16 protein-coding genes are annotated in these 17,253 nt (G+C 66.7%); 7 read left to right on the plus strand and 9 right to left on the minus strand.

Annotated elements, in window-relative coordinates:
• Positions 1-193: 193 nt before the first annotated feature.
• Together PS060_RS10690 and PS060_RS10695 are read left to right on the plus strand one after the other, a co-directional pair.
• Positions 194-1,807, plus strand: a complete 1,614-nt coding sequence (locus PS060_RS10690) for a phosphoenolpyruvate carboxykinase (RefSeq protein ID WP_273983074.1) — start codon at positions 194-196, stop codon at positions 1,805-1,807.
• A gap of 127 nt (positions 1,808-1,934) precedes the next feature.
• Positions 1,935-2,264: a hypothetical protein gene (locus tag PS060_RS10695; RefSeq protein ID WP_273983076.1), complete on the plus strand. Its 330-nt coding sequence runs from the start codon at positions 1,935-1,937 to the stop codon at positions 2,262-2,264.
• Between the two features lie 6 nt (positions 2,265-2,270).
• Here PS060_RS10695 and PS060_RS10700 read toward each other — a convergent pair whose 3' ends face one another.
• From PS060_RS10700 to PS060_RS10710, 3 genes are all read right to left on the minus strand, one after another.
• The gene (locus PS060_RS10700) at positions 2,271-3,908 is read right to left on the minus strand and encodes an FAD-dependent oxidoreductase (RefSeq protein ID WP_273983078.1); all 1,638 of its coding nucleotides are present in this window, start codon (positions 3,906-3,908) and stop codon (positions 2,271-2,273) included.
• Positions 3,909-3,988: 80 nt separating this feature from the next.
• Positions 3,989-4,906 carry a hypothetical protein gene (locus tag PS060_RS10705; RefSeq protein ID WP_273983079.1) on the minus strand — a complete coding sequence of 306 codons (918 nt, stop codon included), beginning with the start codon at positions 4,904-4,906 and terminating at the stop codon, positions 3,989-3,991.
• Positions 4,903-6,753 carry a DUF885 domain-containing protein gene (locus PS060_RS10710; RefSeq protein ID WP_273983080.1) on the minus strand — a complete coding sequence of 617 codons (1,851 nt, stop codon included), beginning with the start codon at positions 6,751-6,753 and terminating at the stop codon, positions 4,903-4,905. Before PS060_RS10710 ends, PS060_RS10705 begins: the two co-directional genes overlap by 4 nt.
• A 74-nt stretch (positions 6,754-6,827) precedes the next feature.
• On the opposite strand from PS060_RS10710, the gene PS060_RS10715 reads away from it, so the two are divergent.
• Entirely contained in the window at positions 6,828-7,040 is a 213-nt protein-coding gene (locus PS060_RS10715; RefSeq protein ID WP_273983082.1) for a hypothetical protein, read from the plus strand.
• Between the two features lie 61 nt (positions 7,041-7,101).
• Here the strand turns inward: PS060_RS10715 and PS060_RS10720 are convergent, their stop codons facing one another.
• Together PS060_RS10720 and PS060_RS10725 are read right to left on the minus strand one after the other, a co-directional pair.
• Positions 7,102-7,782 (minus strand): TonB family protein, encoded by a 681-nt coding sequence (locus PS060_RS10720; RefSeq protein WP_273983083.1) that lies wholly within the window; start codon positions 7,780-7,782, stop codon positions 7,102-7,104.
• 366 nt (positions 7,783-8,148) lie between these two features.
• Positions 8,149-8,805, minus strand: a complete 657-nt coding sequence (locus tag PS060_RS10725; RefSeq protein WP_273983084.1) for an alpha/beta hydrolase — start codon at positions 8,803-8,805, stop codon at positions 8,149-8,151.
• A gap of 90 nt (positions 8,806-8,895) precedes the next feature.
• On the opposite strand from PS060_RS10725, the gene PS060_RS10730 reads away from it, so the two are divergent.
• From PS060_RS10730 to PS060_RS10740, 3 genes are all read left to right on the plus strand, one after another.
• Positions 8,896-9,900 carry a cysteine desulfurase family protein gene (locus tag PS060_RS10730; RefSeq protein WP_273983085.1) on the plus strand — a complete coding sequence of 335 codons (1,005 nt, stop codon included), beginning with the start codon at positions 8,896-8,898 and terminating at the stop codon, positions 9,898-9,900.
• Between the two features lie 121 nt (positions 9,901-10,021).
• Entirely contained in the window at positions 10,022-11,116 is a 1,095-nt protein-coding gene (locus PS060_RS10735) for a cysteine desulfurase family protein (RefSeq protein WP_273983086.1), read from the plus strand.
• A complete protein-coding gene (locus PS060_RS10740) occupies positions 11,113-11,448 on the plus strand; it encodes a 2Fe-2S iron-sulfur cluster-binding protein (protein WP_273983088.1) in 336 nt (111 codons plus the stop codon). The genes PS060_RS10735 and PS060_RS10740 overlap by 4 nt, the downstream gene beginning before the upstream one ends.
• Here the strand turns inward: PS060_RS10740 and PS060_RS10745 are convergent.
• Positions 11,435-12,364 (minus strand): DUF4349 domain-containing protein, encoded by a 930-nt coding sequence (locus PS060_RS10745; protein WP_273983089.1) that lies wholly within the window; start codon positions 12,362-12,364, stop codon positions 11,435-11,437. The two genes, PS060_RS10740 and PS060_RS10745, sit on opposite strands and share 14 nt — an antisense overlap.
• A gap of 199 nt (positions 12,365-12,563) precedes the next feature.
• Here PS060_RS10745 and parC point away from each other — a divergent pair, with 199 nt between their 5' ends.
• A complete protein-coding gene (gene parC / locus PS060_RS10750; RefSeq protein ID WP_273983090.1) occupies positions 12,564-14,873 on the plus strand; it encodes a DNA topoisomerase IV subunit A in 2,310 nt (769 codons plus the stop codon).
• On the opposite strand, the gene PS060_RS10755 is transcribed toward parC, so the two are convergent.
• The 3 genes from PS060_RS10755 to PS060_RS10765 are packed head-to-tail and all read right to left on the minus strand — an operon-like array spanning position 14,870 to position 17,212.
• Positions 14,870-16,063: a CCA tRNA nucleotidyltransferase gene (locus PS060_RS10755; RefSeq protein ID WP_273983092.1), complete on the minus strand. Its 1,194-nt coding sequence runs from the start codon at positions 16,061-16,063 to the stop codon at positions 14,870-14,872. The two genes, parC and PS060_RS10755, sit on opposite strands and share 4 nt — an antisense overlap.
• On the minus strand, positions 16,053-16,661 hold the full coding sequence (locus PS060_RS10760) for a CoA pyrophosphatase (RefSeq protein ID WP_273983094.1): 609 nt from the start codon (positions 16,659-16,661) through the stop codon (positions 16,053-16,055). Before PS060_RS10760 ends, PS060_RS10755 begins: the two co-directional genes overlap by 11 nt.
• On the minus strand, positions 16,658-17,212 hold the full coding sequence (locus tag PS060_RS10765; RefSeq protein WP_273983096.1) for a DUF1285 domain-containing protein: 555 nt from the start codon (positions 17,210-17,212) through the stop codon (positions 16,658-16,660). Before PS060_RS10765 ends, PS060_RS10760 begins: the two co-directional genes overlap by 4 nt.
• Positions 17,213-17,253: the final 41 nt, after the last annotated feature.

Here is a 17,253-nt window from a genome sequence, read left to right on the forward strand (position 1 = left end):
CCCGGTTTGACGCAGGCACAATCGCCATCTAGGGGGCCGTGGCAAGGGACCGGAGGGCTGGTGCGAGTATCAAATTGCCTAAGGTTGCATACGTATGCGGTCATGCTACGAGACAACCCAAAGGGCAGGGGGATTCGCACAAGCGCCGCTGGCCAGACCTCTTATTTCCGCTGCCTCGCTCAGGAGACGTAAGTTGAACTCGCTCGCAACCCCGCTGGCCGCTCAGAACCTCACAACGGGCGCCACGATCCACGCCAATCTCGGCACCTCGGCGCTGGTCGAACACGCGCTGAAGAAGGGCGAAGGCAAGCTGACCAAGCATGGCGCGCTGCTGGTGGATACCGGCCGCTTCACCGGCCGCAGCGTCAAGGACAAGTATATCGTCCGCGATGCCGAGACCGAGAACACGATCAACTGGGGCACCATCAACCAGCCGATGAGCGAAGAACACTTCGCCGCGCTGAAGGCGGACTTCCTCAACGAACTCGAAGGGCAGAGCGAACTCTACGTCGCTGACCTGTTCGGCGGCTCGCAGCCGGAATACCGGGTCAACGTGCGCGTCATCAACCAGATGGCGTGGCACAACCTGTTCATCCGCACCCTGCTGGTGCGCCCCACGGCGGAAGAGCTCGCCAGCTTCGTCCCCGAATATACCATCATCAACCTGCCGAGCTTCAAGGCCGACCCGGAGCGCCACGGCTGCCGCAGCGACACGGTGATCGCGGTGAGCTTCACCGAGAAGCTGATCCTGATCGGCAACACCGAATATTCGGGCGAGATGAAGAAGGGCGTGTTCGGCCTCCTCAACTACCTGCTCCCCGCGCAGGGCGTGATGCCGATGCATTGCTCGGCCAATATCGGCGCGGACGGCAAGAGCGCGATCTTCTTCGGCCTCTCGGGCACTGGCAAGACCACGCTCTCGGCCGACGCCAGCCGCACGCTGATCGGCGATGACGAGCATGGCTGGTCGGACACCGCGGTCTTCAACTTCGAGGGCGGCTGCTACGCCAAGATGATCAACCTCTCGGCCGAAGGCGAGCCCGAGATCTACGCCACCACGCAGATGTTCGGCACGATCCTCGAAAACGTCACCATGGATGAGGCGACCCGCGAGCTCGACTTCACCGACGGCAGCAAGACCGAGAACACCCGCGGCGCCTATCCGATCGAGTTCATCCCGAACACTTCGGAGAAGAACCTCGGCCCGGCACCGTCCAACGTCATAATGCTGACCGCCGACGCTTTCGGCGTCCTGCCGCCGATTGCGCGGCTGACCCCGGATCAGGCGATGTACTACTTCCTCAGCGGCTACACCGCCAAGGTCGCGGGCACCGAAATCGGCGTGACCGAGCCGGAAGCGACCTTCAGCACCTGCTTTGGCGCCGCCTTCATGCCGCGCCACCCGAGCGTCTATGGCAACCTGCTGAAGGAGCGCATCGGCAAGGGCGGGGCGGAGTGCTGGCTGGTCAACACCGGCTGGACTGGTGGCAAGTACGGCACCGGCAGCCGGATGCCGATCAAGGCGACCCGCGCGCTGCTCAACGCGGTGCTCGACGGCAAGATGGACGAGGTGGAGTTCCGCAAGGACCCGAATTTCGGCTTCGACGTGCCGGTCTTCGTGCCCGCGCTGGCCGAGGCGGGCCTCGATCAGACCATCCTCGACCCGCGCAGCACCTGGGCGGACGGGGCCGAGTATGACGCGACCGCCAAGAAGCTGGTGCAGCTGTTCATCGACAACTTCGCCCAGTTCGAAGCCCATGTTGACGAGGGCGTGCTCCAGGCCGCGCCCGCGCCGATCGCGGCCTGATACAGGATCGTATCACCAGTTGGAGAGGGGGGCCCCGCCCGGCGCAAGACCGGAGCGGGGCCTTTTACTTTGAAACGTCGCAGGCTTGCGCCACACTCCCCCCGATACGAATCGAAGGAGGGACACCATGAGCATTCTCGACGGCATTCTGAAGAACATCGGCGGCGCGCCGGATGATGTGGTGAACCTCGCCAAGCAGGTCGGGCTTGACCCGGCGATGGTCGAACAGGCGATCGGCGCGCTCGGCAAGACGCATCAGCTTGACGGCGACACGGTGACGCTCGCGGCGGAGAAGACCGGGATCAGCCCCGACATCCTCAATCAGATCGTCGGCGCGATCGGCGGCGAGGGTTCGCTCACGCACTTCGCCTCGATGATTGACCGCGACGGGGACGGCAACCCGGTCGACGACATCATGGACATGGCCAAGGGGCTGTTCGGCGGCGGCAAGAGCTGAGGCCGGTCAGGCCGGATCGGGCCGCGTATCTTCCAGATATTGCCAGATCCGGCTGACGACCACCGATCCCTCGCCCACGGCGCTCGCGACGCGCTTGACCGAACCGGCGCGCACATCGCCCACGGCGAAGATGCCGGGCGCGGTGGTAGCGTAATCGTCCGCCTGCCCAGCGGCCGCGCCGGTCAGCACGAAGCCCTTGTCGTCGACCTGCGCGAGGCCCGAGAGCCATTCGGTATTCGGCGCGGCGCCGATCATGATGAACAGCGCGCGGGTGTCGATGCGCTGTTCTGTGTCGCCGGTCTTCCCGGAAGTCTTGAGCGTCAGCCCCTCCAGCCAGCTCTCGCCGTGCAGCGCGGTGACTTCGGAATGGTAGTGGATGGTGACGCGCGGATCAGCCTCCAGCCGCTGCATCAGATAGCTCGACATCGACGCGGCAAGGCTGCCTGAGCGGACCACCAGATGGACATGGGCCGCCGCACGGCTGAGAAACATGGCCGCCTGCCCGGCTGAATTGCCTCCGCCGATCACCACCGCCTCGGTCCGCGCACAGAAGCGCGCTTCCATTTCGGTCGCCGAGTAGAACACCCCTGCGCCCTCAAGCTCTTCCAGATTTTCGAGCGGCAGGCGGCGATATTGCACCCCCGTCGCCACCAGCACCGCGCGGGCGCAGATTTCGTCAGCGTCGTCGAGCGTCAGGCAATAGGCACCGTCCTCGCGCCGCGCCATCGCCTCGACCCGGCGCGGCATGACAAAGCGCGTGCCGAACTTCATCGCCTGCACCTGCCCGCGCCAGGTCAGGTCGGTGCCGGAAATGCCGGTGGGAAAGCCCATGTAATTCTCGATCCGGCTGGAGGTGCCCGCCTGTCCGCCGACAGCCGTATCCTCCACCACCAGCGCCTCGATCCCCTCGCTGCCGGCATAGACCGCCGCCGCCACCCCGGCAGGCCCGCCGCCGACAATCACCAGATCATAGGTGCGGCGCGCGCATATATCGAGATCGAGCCCGAGATATTGCGCCACCTTGCGCGGGGTCGGATCGTCCAGCCTTGTATCGACGCCGAGGATCACCGCAGGCTCGTGGCGGATCAGGGTGCAGACCTGCACCGTCTCGGGATCGATCCCGTCAAGGTCATAGGACTGGAACGGGATGCGGTTGCGCGACAGGAAGCGTTCGACCGCCTGCACCTTGGCATCGCGGTCCGCGCCGATCACCTTGACCGCGCTGTTCCGCAGTTCGAACTGCTTGCGCCGCCGCGCGGCGAACACCGTGATGAGGTGATCCGACAATTCGGGGATGCGGCTCATCAGCTCCAGCACCCCTTCGCGCGGCGCCTCGATCACGCGGGTATCCACCGCCGCGCGCATCTTGAGGTAATTGGTCGAGCCGCTCAGAAACCCGATCTCGCCGAGAAATTGCGTCGGGCCGAGGCTGGATTCGAACATCCGCTCGCCGGTGTAGGGATTGGCGATCTCGATGTCGCCTTCCAGCACATAGACAAACCGATCCATCGGCTCGCCAATGTCCATCACGATGCTGCCGGCAGGATAGGTCTTCTCCCCCCCGATGGCGCAGATCGCATCGACGTGTTCGGGCGCGAGCGGCACCCGGCGCATGGTTTCAAGGTCTTGTCCGAGTGTTTCCATGCTGCCCTCCTGCGCCGCGAAGTTTGCAAGATGGGGTCAGGCGCGCGCGAAGGGAAGGGGGTGGGTGACCACCCTTTGCTTCAGGGGCTTGAGGCGGCCTCGTCTTCCTCGGCAGCGGGGGCTTCACCCTCGGGCGGGTTGTTTAGGCGGATGTCGAGGATCTTCTGCATCCTTGCCTGCACCGCCGGTTCGGCGCAGCGCGCGTGGAGGGGATCGCCCGCATCGGTGAGGTCGGCGCAGGCCCATCCGGCCATTTCGGAATCCATCAGGTCGATCGGGAAGGACGAGGCATCGCCCGCATCGATCACCTTGCGCATCACCGGGATGGAATCGAACAGAAAGCGGCGGCTGCGCGCTTCGTCGCGGGTCTTGTAAGGCACCTTGCGGTCGGTCGGCACATTCACATCAAGCGCAGCGCGGGGCAGCAGGTCGAGCGCGGCGCGCGCAGCCTCGAAATCGCCCAACTCGCGCAGGGCATTGGCGCGGCGATAGTGCAGGAACAGCGTTTCGATCTGAGCGACATCAATCGGCACCACCAGCGCCGCATCGGCAAAGGCGCGCTGATAACGGGCCTTGGTCTCGGGCGCATCGTCCACTTCCCAGGTGGCGCTGAGCAGCAGGAAGAGTGCCTCTAACGGATTAGCGGCATCCATCCGCCGCGCCAGCCAGGCCGCGCGGAAATACTGGCTTTCCTGCCGGAGCGCCTGATACTCCGGCGACTGCACCAGCGCGGTCAGCGCCGCGATCTCTTCCGGCTTGAATTCGCGGTAGACCACCAGCGCGTTGGACGGACATTCGGGCATGGCGAGCGGGAATGTCCAGCTGCCATAGGGCTTGCCATCGGGCCGCTGGCCGAAGGTCGAATAGCTGCCGGTGGTGACGTAGGTGAAGGTCTCACCCCCGACCGGGCAGGTCTCCGTGATTTCGACCGGGAAGCCCGCGACAGCAGGCGCGGCTGAGGCCAGCGCCAGCGCCGCGATGGCCCCCGCCCGGATCACCCCTTCGCCCCGGCGATATAGCGGCTCACCGTGTTGGCCATCACCGAAAGCGGCGCATTGCCGCCCAGCACCAGCGCGGTGTTGAATTCGCGCATATCGTATTTGCGGCCCAGTTCCGCCTTGGCGCGCTCGCGCTGGCGCAGGATTTCGCTGTGGCCGATCTTGTAGCCGCAGGCCTGACCCGGCCACGAACAGTAACGATCGACCTCGGAGGCGACTTCCTCGACCTTCGATCCATTTTCCTCGACGAAGAACTGGCGGCCCTGTTCGCGCGTCCATTGCTTGGAGTGGAGGCCGGTGTCGACCACCAGACGGCAGGCGCGGAAGGCGAGCGACTGGAGGAAGCCCAGCCGCCCGACCTCGAACCCCTTGTAAGCGCCCAACTCGTCCGCCAGCTGCTCGGCATAGAGCGCCCAGCCTTCGGAGAAGGCGTTGAAGGCGAGGATCGAGCGGATCAGCGGCAGGCGGTTGCTGAACTCGCCCTCCCACACGTGGCCGGGGATGCTTTCGTGGAAGGTGAGATCGGCAAGGTCATACTTGCGGTGCAGATCGGTGGTGCGCAGGTTGATCCAGAAGCGGCCCGGAATGCTGCCATCCTTGCTGCCCGCCCCGCCGTATGCGCCGGGCGCGCCGGGCTCTTCGGAGAGCGGCAGGCGGACCACTTCCATGCGCGGGTTGACCACTTGCGTGAAGGCGCGCGGCATCTGCGCCTTGATCCACGCGAGGCGTTCTTCGATGAAGGCGAAGATCTCCTTGCGGCCCGGATCGCCGTCCGCAAACTTGTAGCGCGGATCATCGGCAAGGCCGCGCATCCGCTCGCCCACCGATCCCTTGGTATAGCCGATCTTCCTGAGGATCGGGTCCATCTTGCCGTGCAGTTCCTTGAGTTCGGCAAGACCCTGACGGTGGACTTCATCGGGGTTGAGGCTGGTGGTGGTCGACGCGCGCAAGGCCCAGGCGTAATATTCCTCGCCCATCGGCTGCGCCCAGATCCCGGCGCTGTCCTTGGCGGCGGCACGCTGGGTGCGCAGCTCGGCGAGCTGGCGTTGGAGCGCGGGGACAATCCCGCGCTGCGCGATGCGCGCGGCCTGCGGGGCGGCGGACTTGGCTTCGGCCAGCGCCGATCCTTCGAGCGGCCCGGCATAGCTTGCCGTGGCCTCGGCGATGCTCGCTTCCATCTGGGCGATGGCCTTGTCGAGCAGGAAGGCCGGCGGCACCACGCCCATGTCGCGTGCCGCACGAATGCGTTCACGCTCGCCATCGAGGATCGCGGGGACTTCGATCAACCGGTCGAGATAGGAGCCGACATCATCCGCCGTGGCGAGTGGCTGAGTGGAGGAGAAGAAGCGCGGCATATCAATATAGCCGCCGACGTTCTGGATCACGACATAGGGTGCATTGCGCCAGCTGCCGACCGCGACATCGCCATAGGGCAGGGCCATGCCCTCGGTCGCGCGGGTGAAGGCGGTTTCGACCACTTCGAACCCGATCTGCTGGTCGCTGGTGAGGCCGTCTTTCGGGTAGGCCTTGATCTCGGCGACCATCTCCTTGAGCGCCGTCGCATAGGAGGCGCGGCCCGCCTCGCCCGGCATCCCGAAAGTGCTGCGCCAGCTGGCGAAGTCCCCGGTATCGACCCCGAGACCGGTCGCACGGCCCGGTTCATGCGCGAGCATCCGGTAGGCAATCGCATCGAGCGCGGCATCGGCCCCTTTGCCTGCAATCGGGCCACCGGGCGGCGGCATGGGCGTGGTTGCCCGCACGGCAGCGGGCATCATGGCAAGGGCGGAAACGCCCGCCAGACCGGCGATGGACTGGCGGCGGGTGATGGTCATGGTGCTCTCTCTCATGGCGGCAAGGTTTGGCGGCGCGGTGCCCCCAAGTCAATTGCGCGGGCGGCGGTCATGCGGCTAAGGCGCGGGCCATGACCGATATCGTGCTCTCCATCGTGATGCTCGCCGCCTTCGCGCTGCTGGTGGGTGCCTTTGCGCTGTGGCGGCGCACCGGCGAGGCGAAGAACCCGCTGCTGATGGTGCTGCTGGCGGCGATTGCGGTCGGCAATGTGCTGATCTGGACGCTGCCCTCGACCGGAGGGCAGGCGCCCATCGAACAGATCAAGTCCGCCGGAGGACGCTAAGGGGGGAGCTTCCCCCGGCGGGAACGGCGCGCAGCCCAGGAGCGCGCGCGCCGCTCAAGGCTTACGGGATCTCCCAGGTGATCGAGCCCTTGTAACTGCCCGCCACCGGCCGCCCGGTGGTATCGCGCGCGGCATCGAACCGGGCGCGCTTGGTCACCAATTCGCAGGTTGCCGTATCGAGCGGGGCATGGCCGGTCGAGCGGGTGATGGTGCACCCGGTCACGCGCCCGGCCGCGTCGATGGCAAGGGTGAAGCGCGCCGTGCCCGCCATGTCCTCGCGGATCCAGCGCGGGCGGTAATCGTCATTGGTGACCCAGCGGCCCGGATCGCCCTTGGCCCGCGCACCGACCGCGTCGAAGGCCGGGATGCTGGGCGAGATAACGGGCAGACCGGTGTCAATCGGCCCGCTGCCAATCGCGTCGCCAAGGCCGGGCAGCGTATCGATGGGATTGTCGCCGCCAAGGTCGAGCGGGCGCAAGTCACTCACTGGCGGCGAGGTGGTGGGGTTCGCTGGCGTCGTGGTCGGCGTGGTCTTGTCGCGCTTGGCATCCGGGGTCGGCGGCGGGGGCGGGGGCAGCGGCACATCGGTGACATCGCGCGCCTCGGGCCGGGGCGGCTCTGGCACGGTCACCACCGTGACCGCCAGACCCACCACCAGCAGCGCGCCAAAGGCACCGGGAATGCCGAGCGCGCCGGCCATCGCGGCAGGGTTGAGACGGCGATTGGCAGAAGCGTAGTTCATGCAGGGGCTCCTCTCTCCATCAGTGTGGGAGCGGTCGCCGGAGCACCTGTCGCAAGCTTGGCCTCCGGCCCCGCTCACGCATGAGAATACTATGCTTTTTGTTAGGGACGAAGCGATTTCGCGTTGTTTTTCAGGACTGTATATTTTGCAACTGATTTGGTAGAGAAATGCGAGCGAAATGAAATACTTCACCCCGTCCCGGGCGTGCCGAGCTGGCGCAAGTCTAATGGAAAGCGCTGGACTCGGTCGCGCCAGCGACCGCGAGCGCACGCGCGCGAGCCGCAGGTGCCCCGGACCCCGGCCTTGAGCCGGGGGGAGGGAACAGCACCGAGGACGTGCCCGCGGAGGCGGGCACGCACACAATAGCTATTTAATCGGGCAATCCGGCGAGAGGCGGAAGTCGAGATAGTTGTCGACCGCCCGCATCAGCTCTTCGAGTTCGTTCTCGAAGAAGTGGTTGGCGCGCGGGATTTCCTCGTGGTGGATGGTGATGTGCTTCTGGGTGCGCAGCTTGTCGACCAGCTTCTGCACCGCATTGGGCTGCACCACCGTATCAGCCGCGCCTTGCACGAAGATGCCGCTCGCGGGACACGGGGCGAGGAAGCTGAAGTCGTACATATTGGCCGGCGGCGAAACCGAGATGAAGCCGCGCACTTCCGGGCGGCGCATCAGCAATTGCATCCCGATCAGCGCGCCAAAGCTGTAGCCCGCGATCCAGGTGCTCTGCGCTTCGGGGTGGATCGACTGCACCCAGTCCAAGGCGCTCGCCGCGTCGGAAAGCTCGCCGATCCCGCTGTCGAAGCTCCCTTGCGAACGGCCCACGCCGCGGAAGTTGAAGCGCAGCGTTGCAAACCCGCGATCCGCGAAGGTCTTGTAGAGCCGCTGCACGATCCGGTCGTTCATCGTCCCCCCGCCTTCAGGGTGCGGATGGAGGATCATCGCCACCGGCGCACGCGGGCGCGGGGGCGGGGAGAAACGGCCTTCGAGACGGCCTTCGGGGCCGGGAAAGATGACGGACGGCATCGGTGAACCCTGACTGAGTGATCGCAAGCGCCGGGTGGCGCGGGAAATTGTCGGGCCTATATAGGGGCGCCCGCGAAAACCGCAATTATTGTGAGGACAACCGCCATCCCCGAGCGGATCTATCTCGACCACGCCGCCACCTCGCCCCTGCGCCCCGAAGCGAGGGCGGCGATGGAGAAGGGTTTTGCGCTGTGGGCCAACCCCTCGTCGCCCCACGCCGAGGGCCGCCGCGCCCGCGCCGCGCTGGAGGATGCGCGCGAGCGGATCAAGCGGGCGCTGGGTTGGGATGGCGAGCTGATCTTCACCAGCGGGGCGAGCGAGGCCCTGTGGATTGCGCTCAACCGCTGCAAGGCGAGCCGCAGGATCGTCAGCGCGGTGGAGCATGACGCGGTGTTCCGGGCAGCGCCCGATGCGGCGGTCTTCTCCGGCGAGGAGGCGATTGGCGCTGATACCTTGCTCGCCATCCAGCACGTCAATTCCGAGACCGGCACCATCAATCCGGTCAGCGATATGGCCGGGCCTATCGGCGATGCAGGGGCCCTGCTGCTGTCCGATTGCGCGCAGAGCGCGGGCAAGCTGGCGCTGCCCGAGACGGACATGATCGTGGTGAGCGCGCACAAATTCGGCGGCCCGATCGGCATCGGTGCGCTGCTGCTGCGCGATTTCAACCTGCTGGAGCCGATCGGTGGGCACGAGCGAGGCTATCGGCAAGGGACCGAGAACCTGCCCGGCGCACTGGGTATGGCCGCAGCGCTTGAGGCTGGCGATTGGGGCACCACGCGGGTGCAGCGTGCGGCCTTTGCGCAAGCCGTTGCGGGTGAGCGGCTCGCGATCGGCGAGCAGGTCGATTACATTTTCGCCCTGACGCACCCCACCATGAGCGCGCAGGCCCTGCTGATCCGCCTCGACGGACAAGGTTTCGCGGTGTCTGCGGGGAGCGCGTGCTCGTCGGGCACCTTGAAGAAGAGCCGGGTGCTCGATGCCTTCGGCGTGCCGGATGATGTGGCCGCGCGCACGATCCGGGTCAGCATCGGCTGGTCGACCACGCCCGAGGATCTGGAGCGGTTCAGCGAGGCTTGGGCTTCGCTATGCTGATTTCGTCATTGCGAGGAGCCGAAGGCGACGCGGCAATCCATGGCCTGTCGTATCGTCAGGTCGCAAACTTGGTCCATGGATTGCTTCGCTTCGCTCGCAATGACGAGGTGGGGGAAAGCCCATGATCTACCTCGACTATCAGGCCACCACCCCGCTCGCGCCCGAAGCGCGAGACGCCATGCTCAGGTGGCTCGGCGGGCCGGAGAGCGAGACTTTCGGCAACCCGCATAGCCCCCACCGCATGGGCCGCATGGCCGCCGCTGCGGTGGAGACGGCGCGCGAGCGGGTCGCGGCGCTGCTGCCTGCGGGCGGCAAGGTCATCTTCACCTCCGGTGCGACCGAGGCGATCAACACCGTGATCCTCGGCTCCACCGGCGACGTCGTCACCTTTGCCACCGAACACGCTGCTGTGCTCGATTGCCGCGCGGCGGTCGAAGCGCAGGGGCGGCGGTTCACCGTGCTCCCTGTTGCACCGGATGGCAGAGCCGATCTCGCGGCTTTGGCGGCTCATGTCACGCCATCGACGGGTCTTGTCGCGATCATGGCGGTCAATAACGAGATCGGGGTGAGGAACCCGCTGGCCCCCGTTGTCGACATCGCCCGCCGGGTCGGGGCCAAGGTGCTGGTCGATGCGGTGCAGGCCTATGGCCGCGTGCCGGTTGAGGTCGCGGCGGATTACATCGCCATCTCGGCGCACAAGATGCATGGGCCCAAGGGCATCGGCGCCTTGTGGGTGGCTGAGGGGGCCGGGATTGCCCCCTTGCTGCATGGCGGCGGGCAAGAGGGCGGCCTGCGCTCCGGCACGCTTTCACCCGCGCTTGCCGCCGGTTTCGGCGCTGCTGCGCAAGTGGCGGCAGAGGGGCTGTCGGAGCAAATGTTTCACGTGGAACATTTGTGGACCATGGCGCGGGCGGCGTTCGCGCAATGGGACGTGAACGGCAGCGTGGTGGATCGCTGGCACGGCAATCTCAATATCCGCCGCGATGGGCTGGATGTCGCCCGTCTGATGAGCGATTGCCGCCAGGTCATGTTCTCGGCCGGGAGCGCCTGCGCCAGCGGATCGGGTCGCCCCAGCCATGTCCTGAGGGCGCTGGGGCTGAGTGACCAGCAAGCAAAGTCCTCTATCCGCCTCGGTTTCGGGCGCTATACCACGGCGGCGGACCTCGAATCCGCTGCCGCCATGATCAATGCCGCCGCGAGGGAGCAAGGCCTGTGAGCATTACCGTCACCTTCCTCGATCCGCGCGGCAAGCCGGTGGTCGCCGAGGCCGAGCCGGGGGACAATCTGCTGCGGCTGGGGCAAGCGGCGGGCTTGCCGCTCGAGGGCACCTGCGAGGGGCAGATGGCCTGCTCGACCTGCCATGTGATCGTCGCGGCTGAGTGGTTCGAGCGCCTCCCGCTCGCCAGCGAGGAAGAAGAGGACATGCTCGATTTCGCGGCGGGCGCGCGGCGCACCAGCCGCCTGTCGTGCCAGATCGAGCTGACCGCCGGGATGGACGGGCTGACCGTCTCGATCCCGGCAGAAAGCAACGATCTCAGGCGGATGTAGTCTCGCTGGCGGGCGGCATGGGCGCGCGCGGCTGGCTGAAGCGCCGCACAGCCCACCACGCCGCGCCAGCGGGAAGCGCGACCGATCCGGCGAGGATCAGGAAGGCCACAAGGTAGCCGAAGATCGCGCCGAGCGAGCCCAGCGCGCCGCTGACAGGCGCGAGGAAGTCCCTCGCCGGTGCGCTGCCGGTCTCGTAGTGGACGGTGACGCGCGAATAGGCGACGCGGCCCTCCATCTCCTTGAGCCAGCTTTTGGCGGCGTCGATTTCCTCATTGACCGCCGCGACCGAGCGTTCGGCCTCGATCAACTCCTCGACCTTGCCCTTGCGGGTGCGCAAAACCTCGCGCAGCCGGTCGCGCAATTCGGTGCGGGCCGCGACGCGCGCTTCGGTGTCGACGATCTGCTTGGAGAGTTCTTCCGAGGCGATTTCAGCCGATACCTGCTGCGCGCCGGAATCCAGTGCCTCGTCCTCCAGCAATGCGCCAAAGGCCCGCGCCTGCCGGGTGGCGACCGCCATCTGCAACTGCCCCTCGACTGCGCCCTCTTCCGCGCCGGTCTTGGTCATGCCGATGATCTGGCACACCGCTGGCCCCTGCTGTTCGCAAAGCGAGGCATGGCGGCGCTGGAGGCTGCCGATCGCGTCCGCCTCCATCCGCCAGCGATAGTCATACTCATAGGCAAGCTGCGGCAGGCTGGCGGGGAGCTTGTCGAGCGCGGGGAGGGTGGTGCCGGCGCTGTCGGCGCGCTCGGCAGCAGCGGCGGGCGGGGCGGGTTCGCTCGAGGCGGCCTGCGAAGCGGGTGCCTCTGCCACATCGGCGGCGGCTTCACTGGCGGGGCCGCTTGTGTCGTCGGGCTTGCTGCAGGCGGCGAGCGTGAGGGCAGTGGCGGAAACGGCGCAAATCAGGGTCTTACGCATGGGTTCTCTCCTCGTGAAACCGAACGACGAGCCGCGACTCAGCGCCTCTGCCTCAGTTTCGCCGCAATGATGCCTTATTTTCGCCATAATCCAACCGCAATTTCGCCATAATCTTCCAGCGCCCCCGGCGACCGGGAAATTTGCAACCCTGTGGAAACCCCTCTCCCTCGGCGGCGGGGGGGCTGCTAGATGCAAGGCCATGTCCGATCCCGTCCTGCCTGCCGAACCTGATGATGGGTTCGACGCCATCGTCGATGCGCCTTTCGATGCCGCGCTGTCCGAGCGCTATCTGGTCTATGCGCTCTCGACGATCACCGCGCGCAGCCTGCCTGATCTGCGCGACGGGCTGAAACCGGTGCACCGCCGCCTGCTGTGGGCGATGCGGCAGCTGAAGCTTGATCCCTCATCCGCCTTCAAGAAATCCGCCCGCGTGGTCGGCGATGTGATCGGCAAGTATCACCCGCATGGCGACGCCTCGGTCTATGACGCGATGGTGCGCCTGGCGCAGGATTTCGCGCTCCGATACCCGCTGGTCGAGGGGCAGGGGAACTTCGGCAATGTCGACGGCGATAACGCCGCTGCCTACCGCTACACCGAAGCGCGCCTGACCCGCACGGCGCTGGAACTGATGGCGGGGCTGGATGAAGGCACGGTCGATTTCATCCCGACTTACAATGGCGAGGAGATCGAGCCGGAAATCTTCCCCGGCCTGTTCCCCAACCTCCTTGCCAACGGCGCAAGCGGGATCGCGGTCGGCATGGCGACCAGCATCCCGAGCCACAATGTCGCCGAGATCATCGACGCCACTCTCGCGCTGATCGACAATCCTTCGGTCACCCACGAAGAGCTGATGCAGACCTTCCGCGGCCCCGATTTCGCCACGGGCGGTCAGGTGATCGACAGCCCCGCGATCATCTCCGAGGCCTATCGCACCGGGCGCGGCGCCTTTCGCCTGCGCGGGCGGTTCCATGCGCCCGAGGCCAAGGACGAGGCCGACATTGCGCAGGGGATCGAGCGGCTGGGCGGGGGCCAGTGGCAGCTGGTCATCTCGGAAATCCCCTATCAGGTGCCCAAGTCCAAGCTGATCGAGCAGATCGCCCAACTGATCGCCGACCGCAAGCTGCCCATCCTCGAAGACGTGCGCGACGAGAGCGACGAGGCGATCCGCATCGTGCTCGTGCCCAAGAGCCGCAATGTCGATCCGGAGCTGCTGAAAGAGAGCCTGTTCAAGCTGACAGACCTCGAAACGCGCTTCAGCCTCAATTTGAACGTGCTCGACGCGCGGCCCGGCTTCGGGCGCACGCCGATGGTGATGGGGCTGAAGGAGCTGCTCGAAAGCTGGACGTTCGCCCAGATCGACATCCTTCAGCGCCGCGCGAAGCACCGGCTCGATCAGATCGCCAACCGGCTGGAACTGGTGCGCGGCTATATCATCGCCTTCCTCAACCTCGACCGGGTGATCGAGATCATCCGCACCGAGGACGAGCCCAAGCCGGTGATGATCGCCGAATTCGAGCTGACCGATCGGCAGGCCGAGGCAATCCTCAACATGCGCCTCAGATCGCTGAGAAAGCTGGAGGAAATGCAGCTGCGCAAGGAGCAGGACGAGCTGCTGGCCGAGGAGGCCGATCTGCAAGCCCTGCTCGAAAGTCCGGCCAAGCAGCGCACCCGGTTGAAGCGCGACCTTCGCGCCTTGCGCAAGAATTACGCCGAGGACACCCCCATCGGCCGCCGCCGCACGCTGATTGCCGAAGCTGCGGCGACCGTTGAATTCAGCATGGATGCGATGATTGAGAAGGCGCCCGTCACGGTGATCCTCAGCCAGAAGGGCTGGATCAGGGCGGCGAGTGGCCACGTGCCGCTCGATCAGGAGTTCAAATACAAGGAGGGCGATGGCCTCGCCTTCATCTGCCACGCGCAGACCACCGACAAGCTGCTGCTCGCCGCCTCCGACGGGCGGTTCTTCACGCTGGGCTGCGACAAGCTCCCCGGCGCGCGCGGCTTTGGCGAGCCGGTGCGCACGATGATCGACCTTGAAAGCGAGGCGAGCGTCAGTGCGATGATGGTGCACAGGCCGGGCGGCAAGCTGCTGCTCGCCTCCAGCCTCGGCAAGGGCTTCGTCGCCGAAATGAACGAGTTACTGGCCGAGACCCGCAAGGGCCGGCAGGTGGTGAACCTGAAGGACGGCGCGAAGCTCGCCGTGATCCGGCAGATTGGCGAGACCCACGATCATGTCGCGGTGGTCGGCGACAACCGCAAGCTGGTGGTCTTCAACCTCGAAGAACTCCCCGTCATGTCGCGCGGGCAGGGCGTGCAGCTGCAACGCTACCGCGACGGCGGGTTGTCGGATGCGACGACTTTCGTGCTGGCGGATGGCCTCAGCTGGACGATGGGCGGATCGGGCGAGCGCACGCGCACCGAAACCGAAATCCGCATGTGGAAGGTCGCGCGCGGGGCCGCAGGACGGATGCCGCCTCAGGGCTTCCCGAAATCGGGGAAGTTCGACTAGTCGAACTTGAACGCGCTCGTCCCGAGTTCCTCGGCGAGCATCTGGTTCACGCGGTCGGCAGAAGGGAAGCCTTCGGCCACCCAGCGGCGCTCGATCAGCTGGAGCAGGCGGGCGACCTCTGGCCCGGCGGTGACGCCGCGCGCGACGATGGCACCGCCCTTCAGCGGGAAGACCGGCGCCTGCCACCCGGCTAGAGCGCGCGCATCGACGCCCGCCAGCAGCAGCCGGTCGATCGCGAGCGGTGGGGTGAGGCGATAGGCGAGCGCCTTGGGATCGGCAGCATCCTCGGCCCGGCGCTCGGCGGCGGCGACGAGGCGTGCGCGCTGCGCTTTCGAGAGGCGCAGCCGCGCGGCGACGGTCTCGGCCACCTCGGGCGAGGGCGGCAGCAGCGCCGCAAGCCGCCGCACCGGATCGGGGGCAAAGCCCTGTGTGCTCTCGGCTGCGATCAGGCGTTCCAGCACGGCAAGATGCGCCGGACAGGCCTCGGGCAGGATCACCCCCAAAGGCCCACGCGCCCGCATCCGCACCAGCGTGGCATGGGGATCGGGCAGGGCGAGGAGGTTCAGCAGTTCCGCTGCAATCCGCTCGCGGCTGAGGCCTTTCAGGGTGTGCGCCATGTCAGCGCAAGCATCCTCGGCTTCGCTATCCAGGCCTGAGCCGAAGCGGGTCTGGAAGCGGTAGTAACGCAGGATCCGCAAGTGATCCTCAGCGATCCGCTGGCGCGCGTCGCCGATAAAGCGCACCCGGCCCTCTGCCAGATCGGCCGTGCCGCCGAAATAATCCGCAATCTCCAGCGTTTCGGGATGGGCGTAGAGCGCGTTGATGGTGAAATCGCGCCGCGCCGCATCCTCGCTCCAGTCCTGCGCGAAGGCGATGGTGGCGCGCCTGCCATCGGTGGCGACATCGCGCCGCAAGGTGGTGACTTCGACCGGGCCATCCTTGAGGATCGCGGTGACGGTGCCGTGCTCGATCCCGGTCGGGACGGTGCGGATTCCCGCGCGGCCGCAGGCGGCAATCACCTCTGTGGGCATGAGCTTCGTGGCGCAGTCGACATCGGCGACCGCCACGCCGAGCAAGCCGTCTCTGACCGCGCCGCCGACCCAGCGGATGTTCTCTGCGCCCAGTGCCGCCGTCAGCGCCGCAAGTCCGGCGCGCTGCGTCCACTCCGCTTTGGCCAGATCACGCAGCATCGCGCACCGCCTCCCAGCTAATCCGCCGCGACAGGTTGGCGATGATCGCCGCCGTCACGCCCCAGATGCGGAAGCCCTGCCAGTCGAGTTCGAGATAACGGCGGTTCGCGCCGCGCCAGAACACCTCGCTGGTCGTCCAGCTGGCGGGATCAAGCAGCAGGCTGAGGGGCGCTTCGAACCACGCTTCGACCTCCTGCGGGTTGGGCGTGAGCGGCAGGCCGGGCGGCACCACGCCCACCACCGGGGTCACCACAAAGCCGGTGCCGGTGTGGTAGATATCGCTCGTCCCGATTACGCGCACCGCTTCGCGCGGCAGGGCGAGTTCCTCCTCCGCCTCGCGCAGGGCGGCGGTCACTGCGTCCTCGCCCGGATCGATCTTCCCGCCGGGAAAGGCGACCTGCCCCGGATGATCGCGCATCGCGCGGGGACGCTGGGTGAGGATCACCTGCGGATCATGGGCCACATCGGTGATCGCGATCAGCACCGCAGCAGGCGTGGCGCGGCCATCGCGGGCGAATTGCGCATCGCTCAGGAGATCGGGCACATCGCGCGCGTGGCCTTCGGCAAAGGCGCGGGCGAGGGGATCGAACAGGCTCATGGCAGGAGCGAGAAGGCCGCGCCCTGACTGGTGATCTGCCAGCCATTGTCCTCCGCCCCCTCGGCCAGCGCGATCTCGGCAAGCTGCGCCCAGGTCGAACGGTTGACCCGCGCCTCGCAGCCACGCCGTACGTGGAGGTAGAGCGCGGGTTCCTCGGCCGTGCCGGCGGCGCGCAGGGCGTGATCCGGCCCGGCGATCACGATGTCATCGGTGTTGAGGCGGAACACCAGCGCATCATCGGCGCGCACGCAATCGGTGGCGATGAAGGCGGCATCCTCGACCTCGATGGCGAGCTTCTCGAACGGGGTGACCAGCCAGTGGTGCCCGGCCGCGTCACGGGTCAGCAGGCCCGCAAAGGCCCGCACCATCGCCTCGCGCCGGATCTGCCCACCTTCATGGAACCATGTGCCATCGGCGGCGATCACCATGTTGCTTTCGCCAATCACCTGCGGCGCCCAGCCTTCGACGGGGGGCAGCTTGCGGTCAGCCACCAGCGCGGCGATTTCCGCAAGGGTCAGGCTGGCGAGATAGGGCGGCGGTTCGTAAGGCATGGCGCGGATAGGATGGCAGATGCGCGAGGCAAGGTGAAGGG

This window comes from Erythrobacter sp. BLCC-B19 (assembly GCF_028621955.1).
GTDB lineage: Bacteria > Pseudomonadota > Alphaproteobacteria > Sphingomonadales > Sphingomonadaceae > Erythrobacter.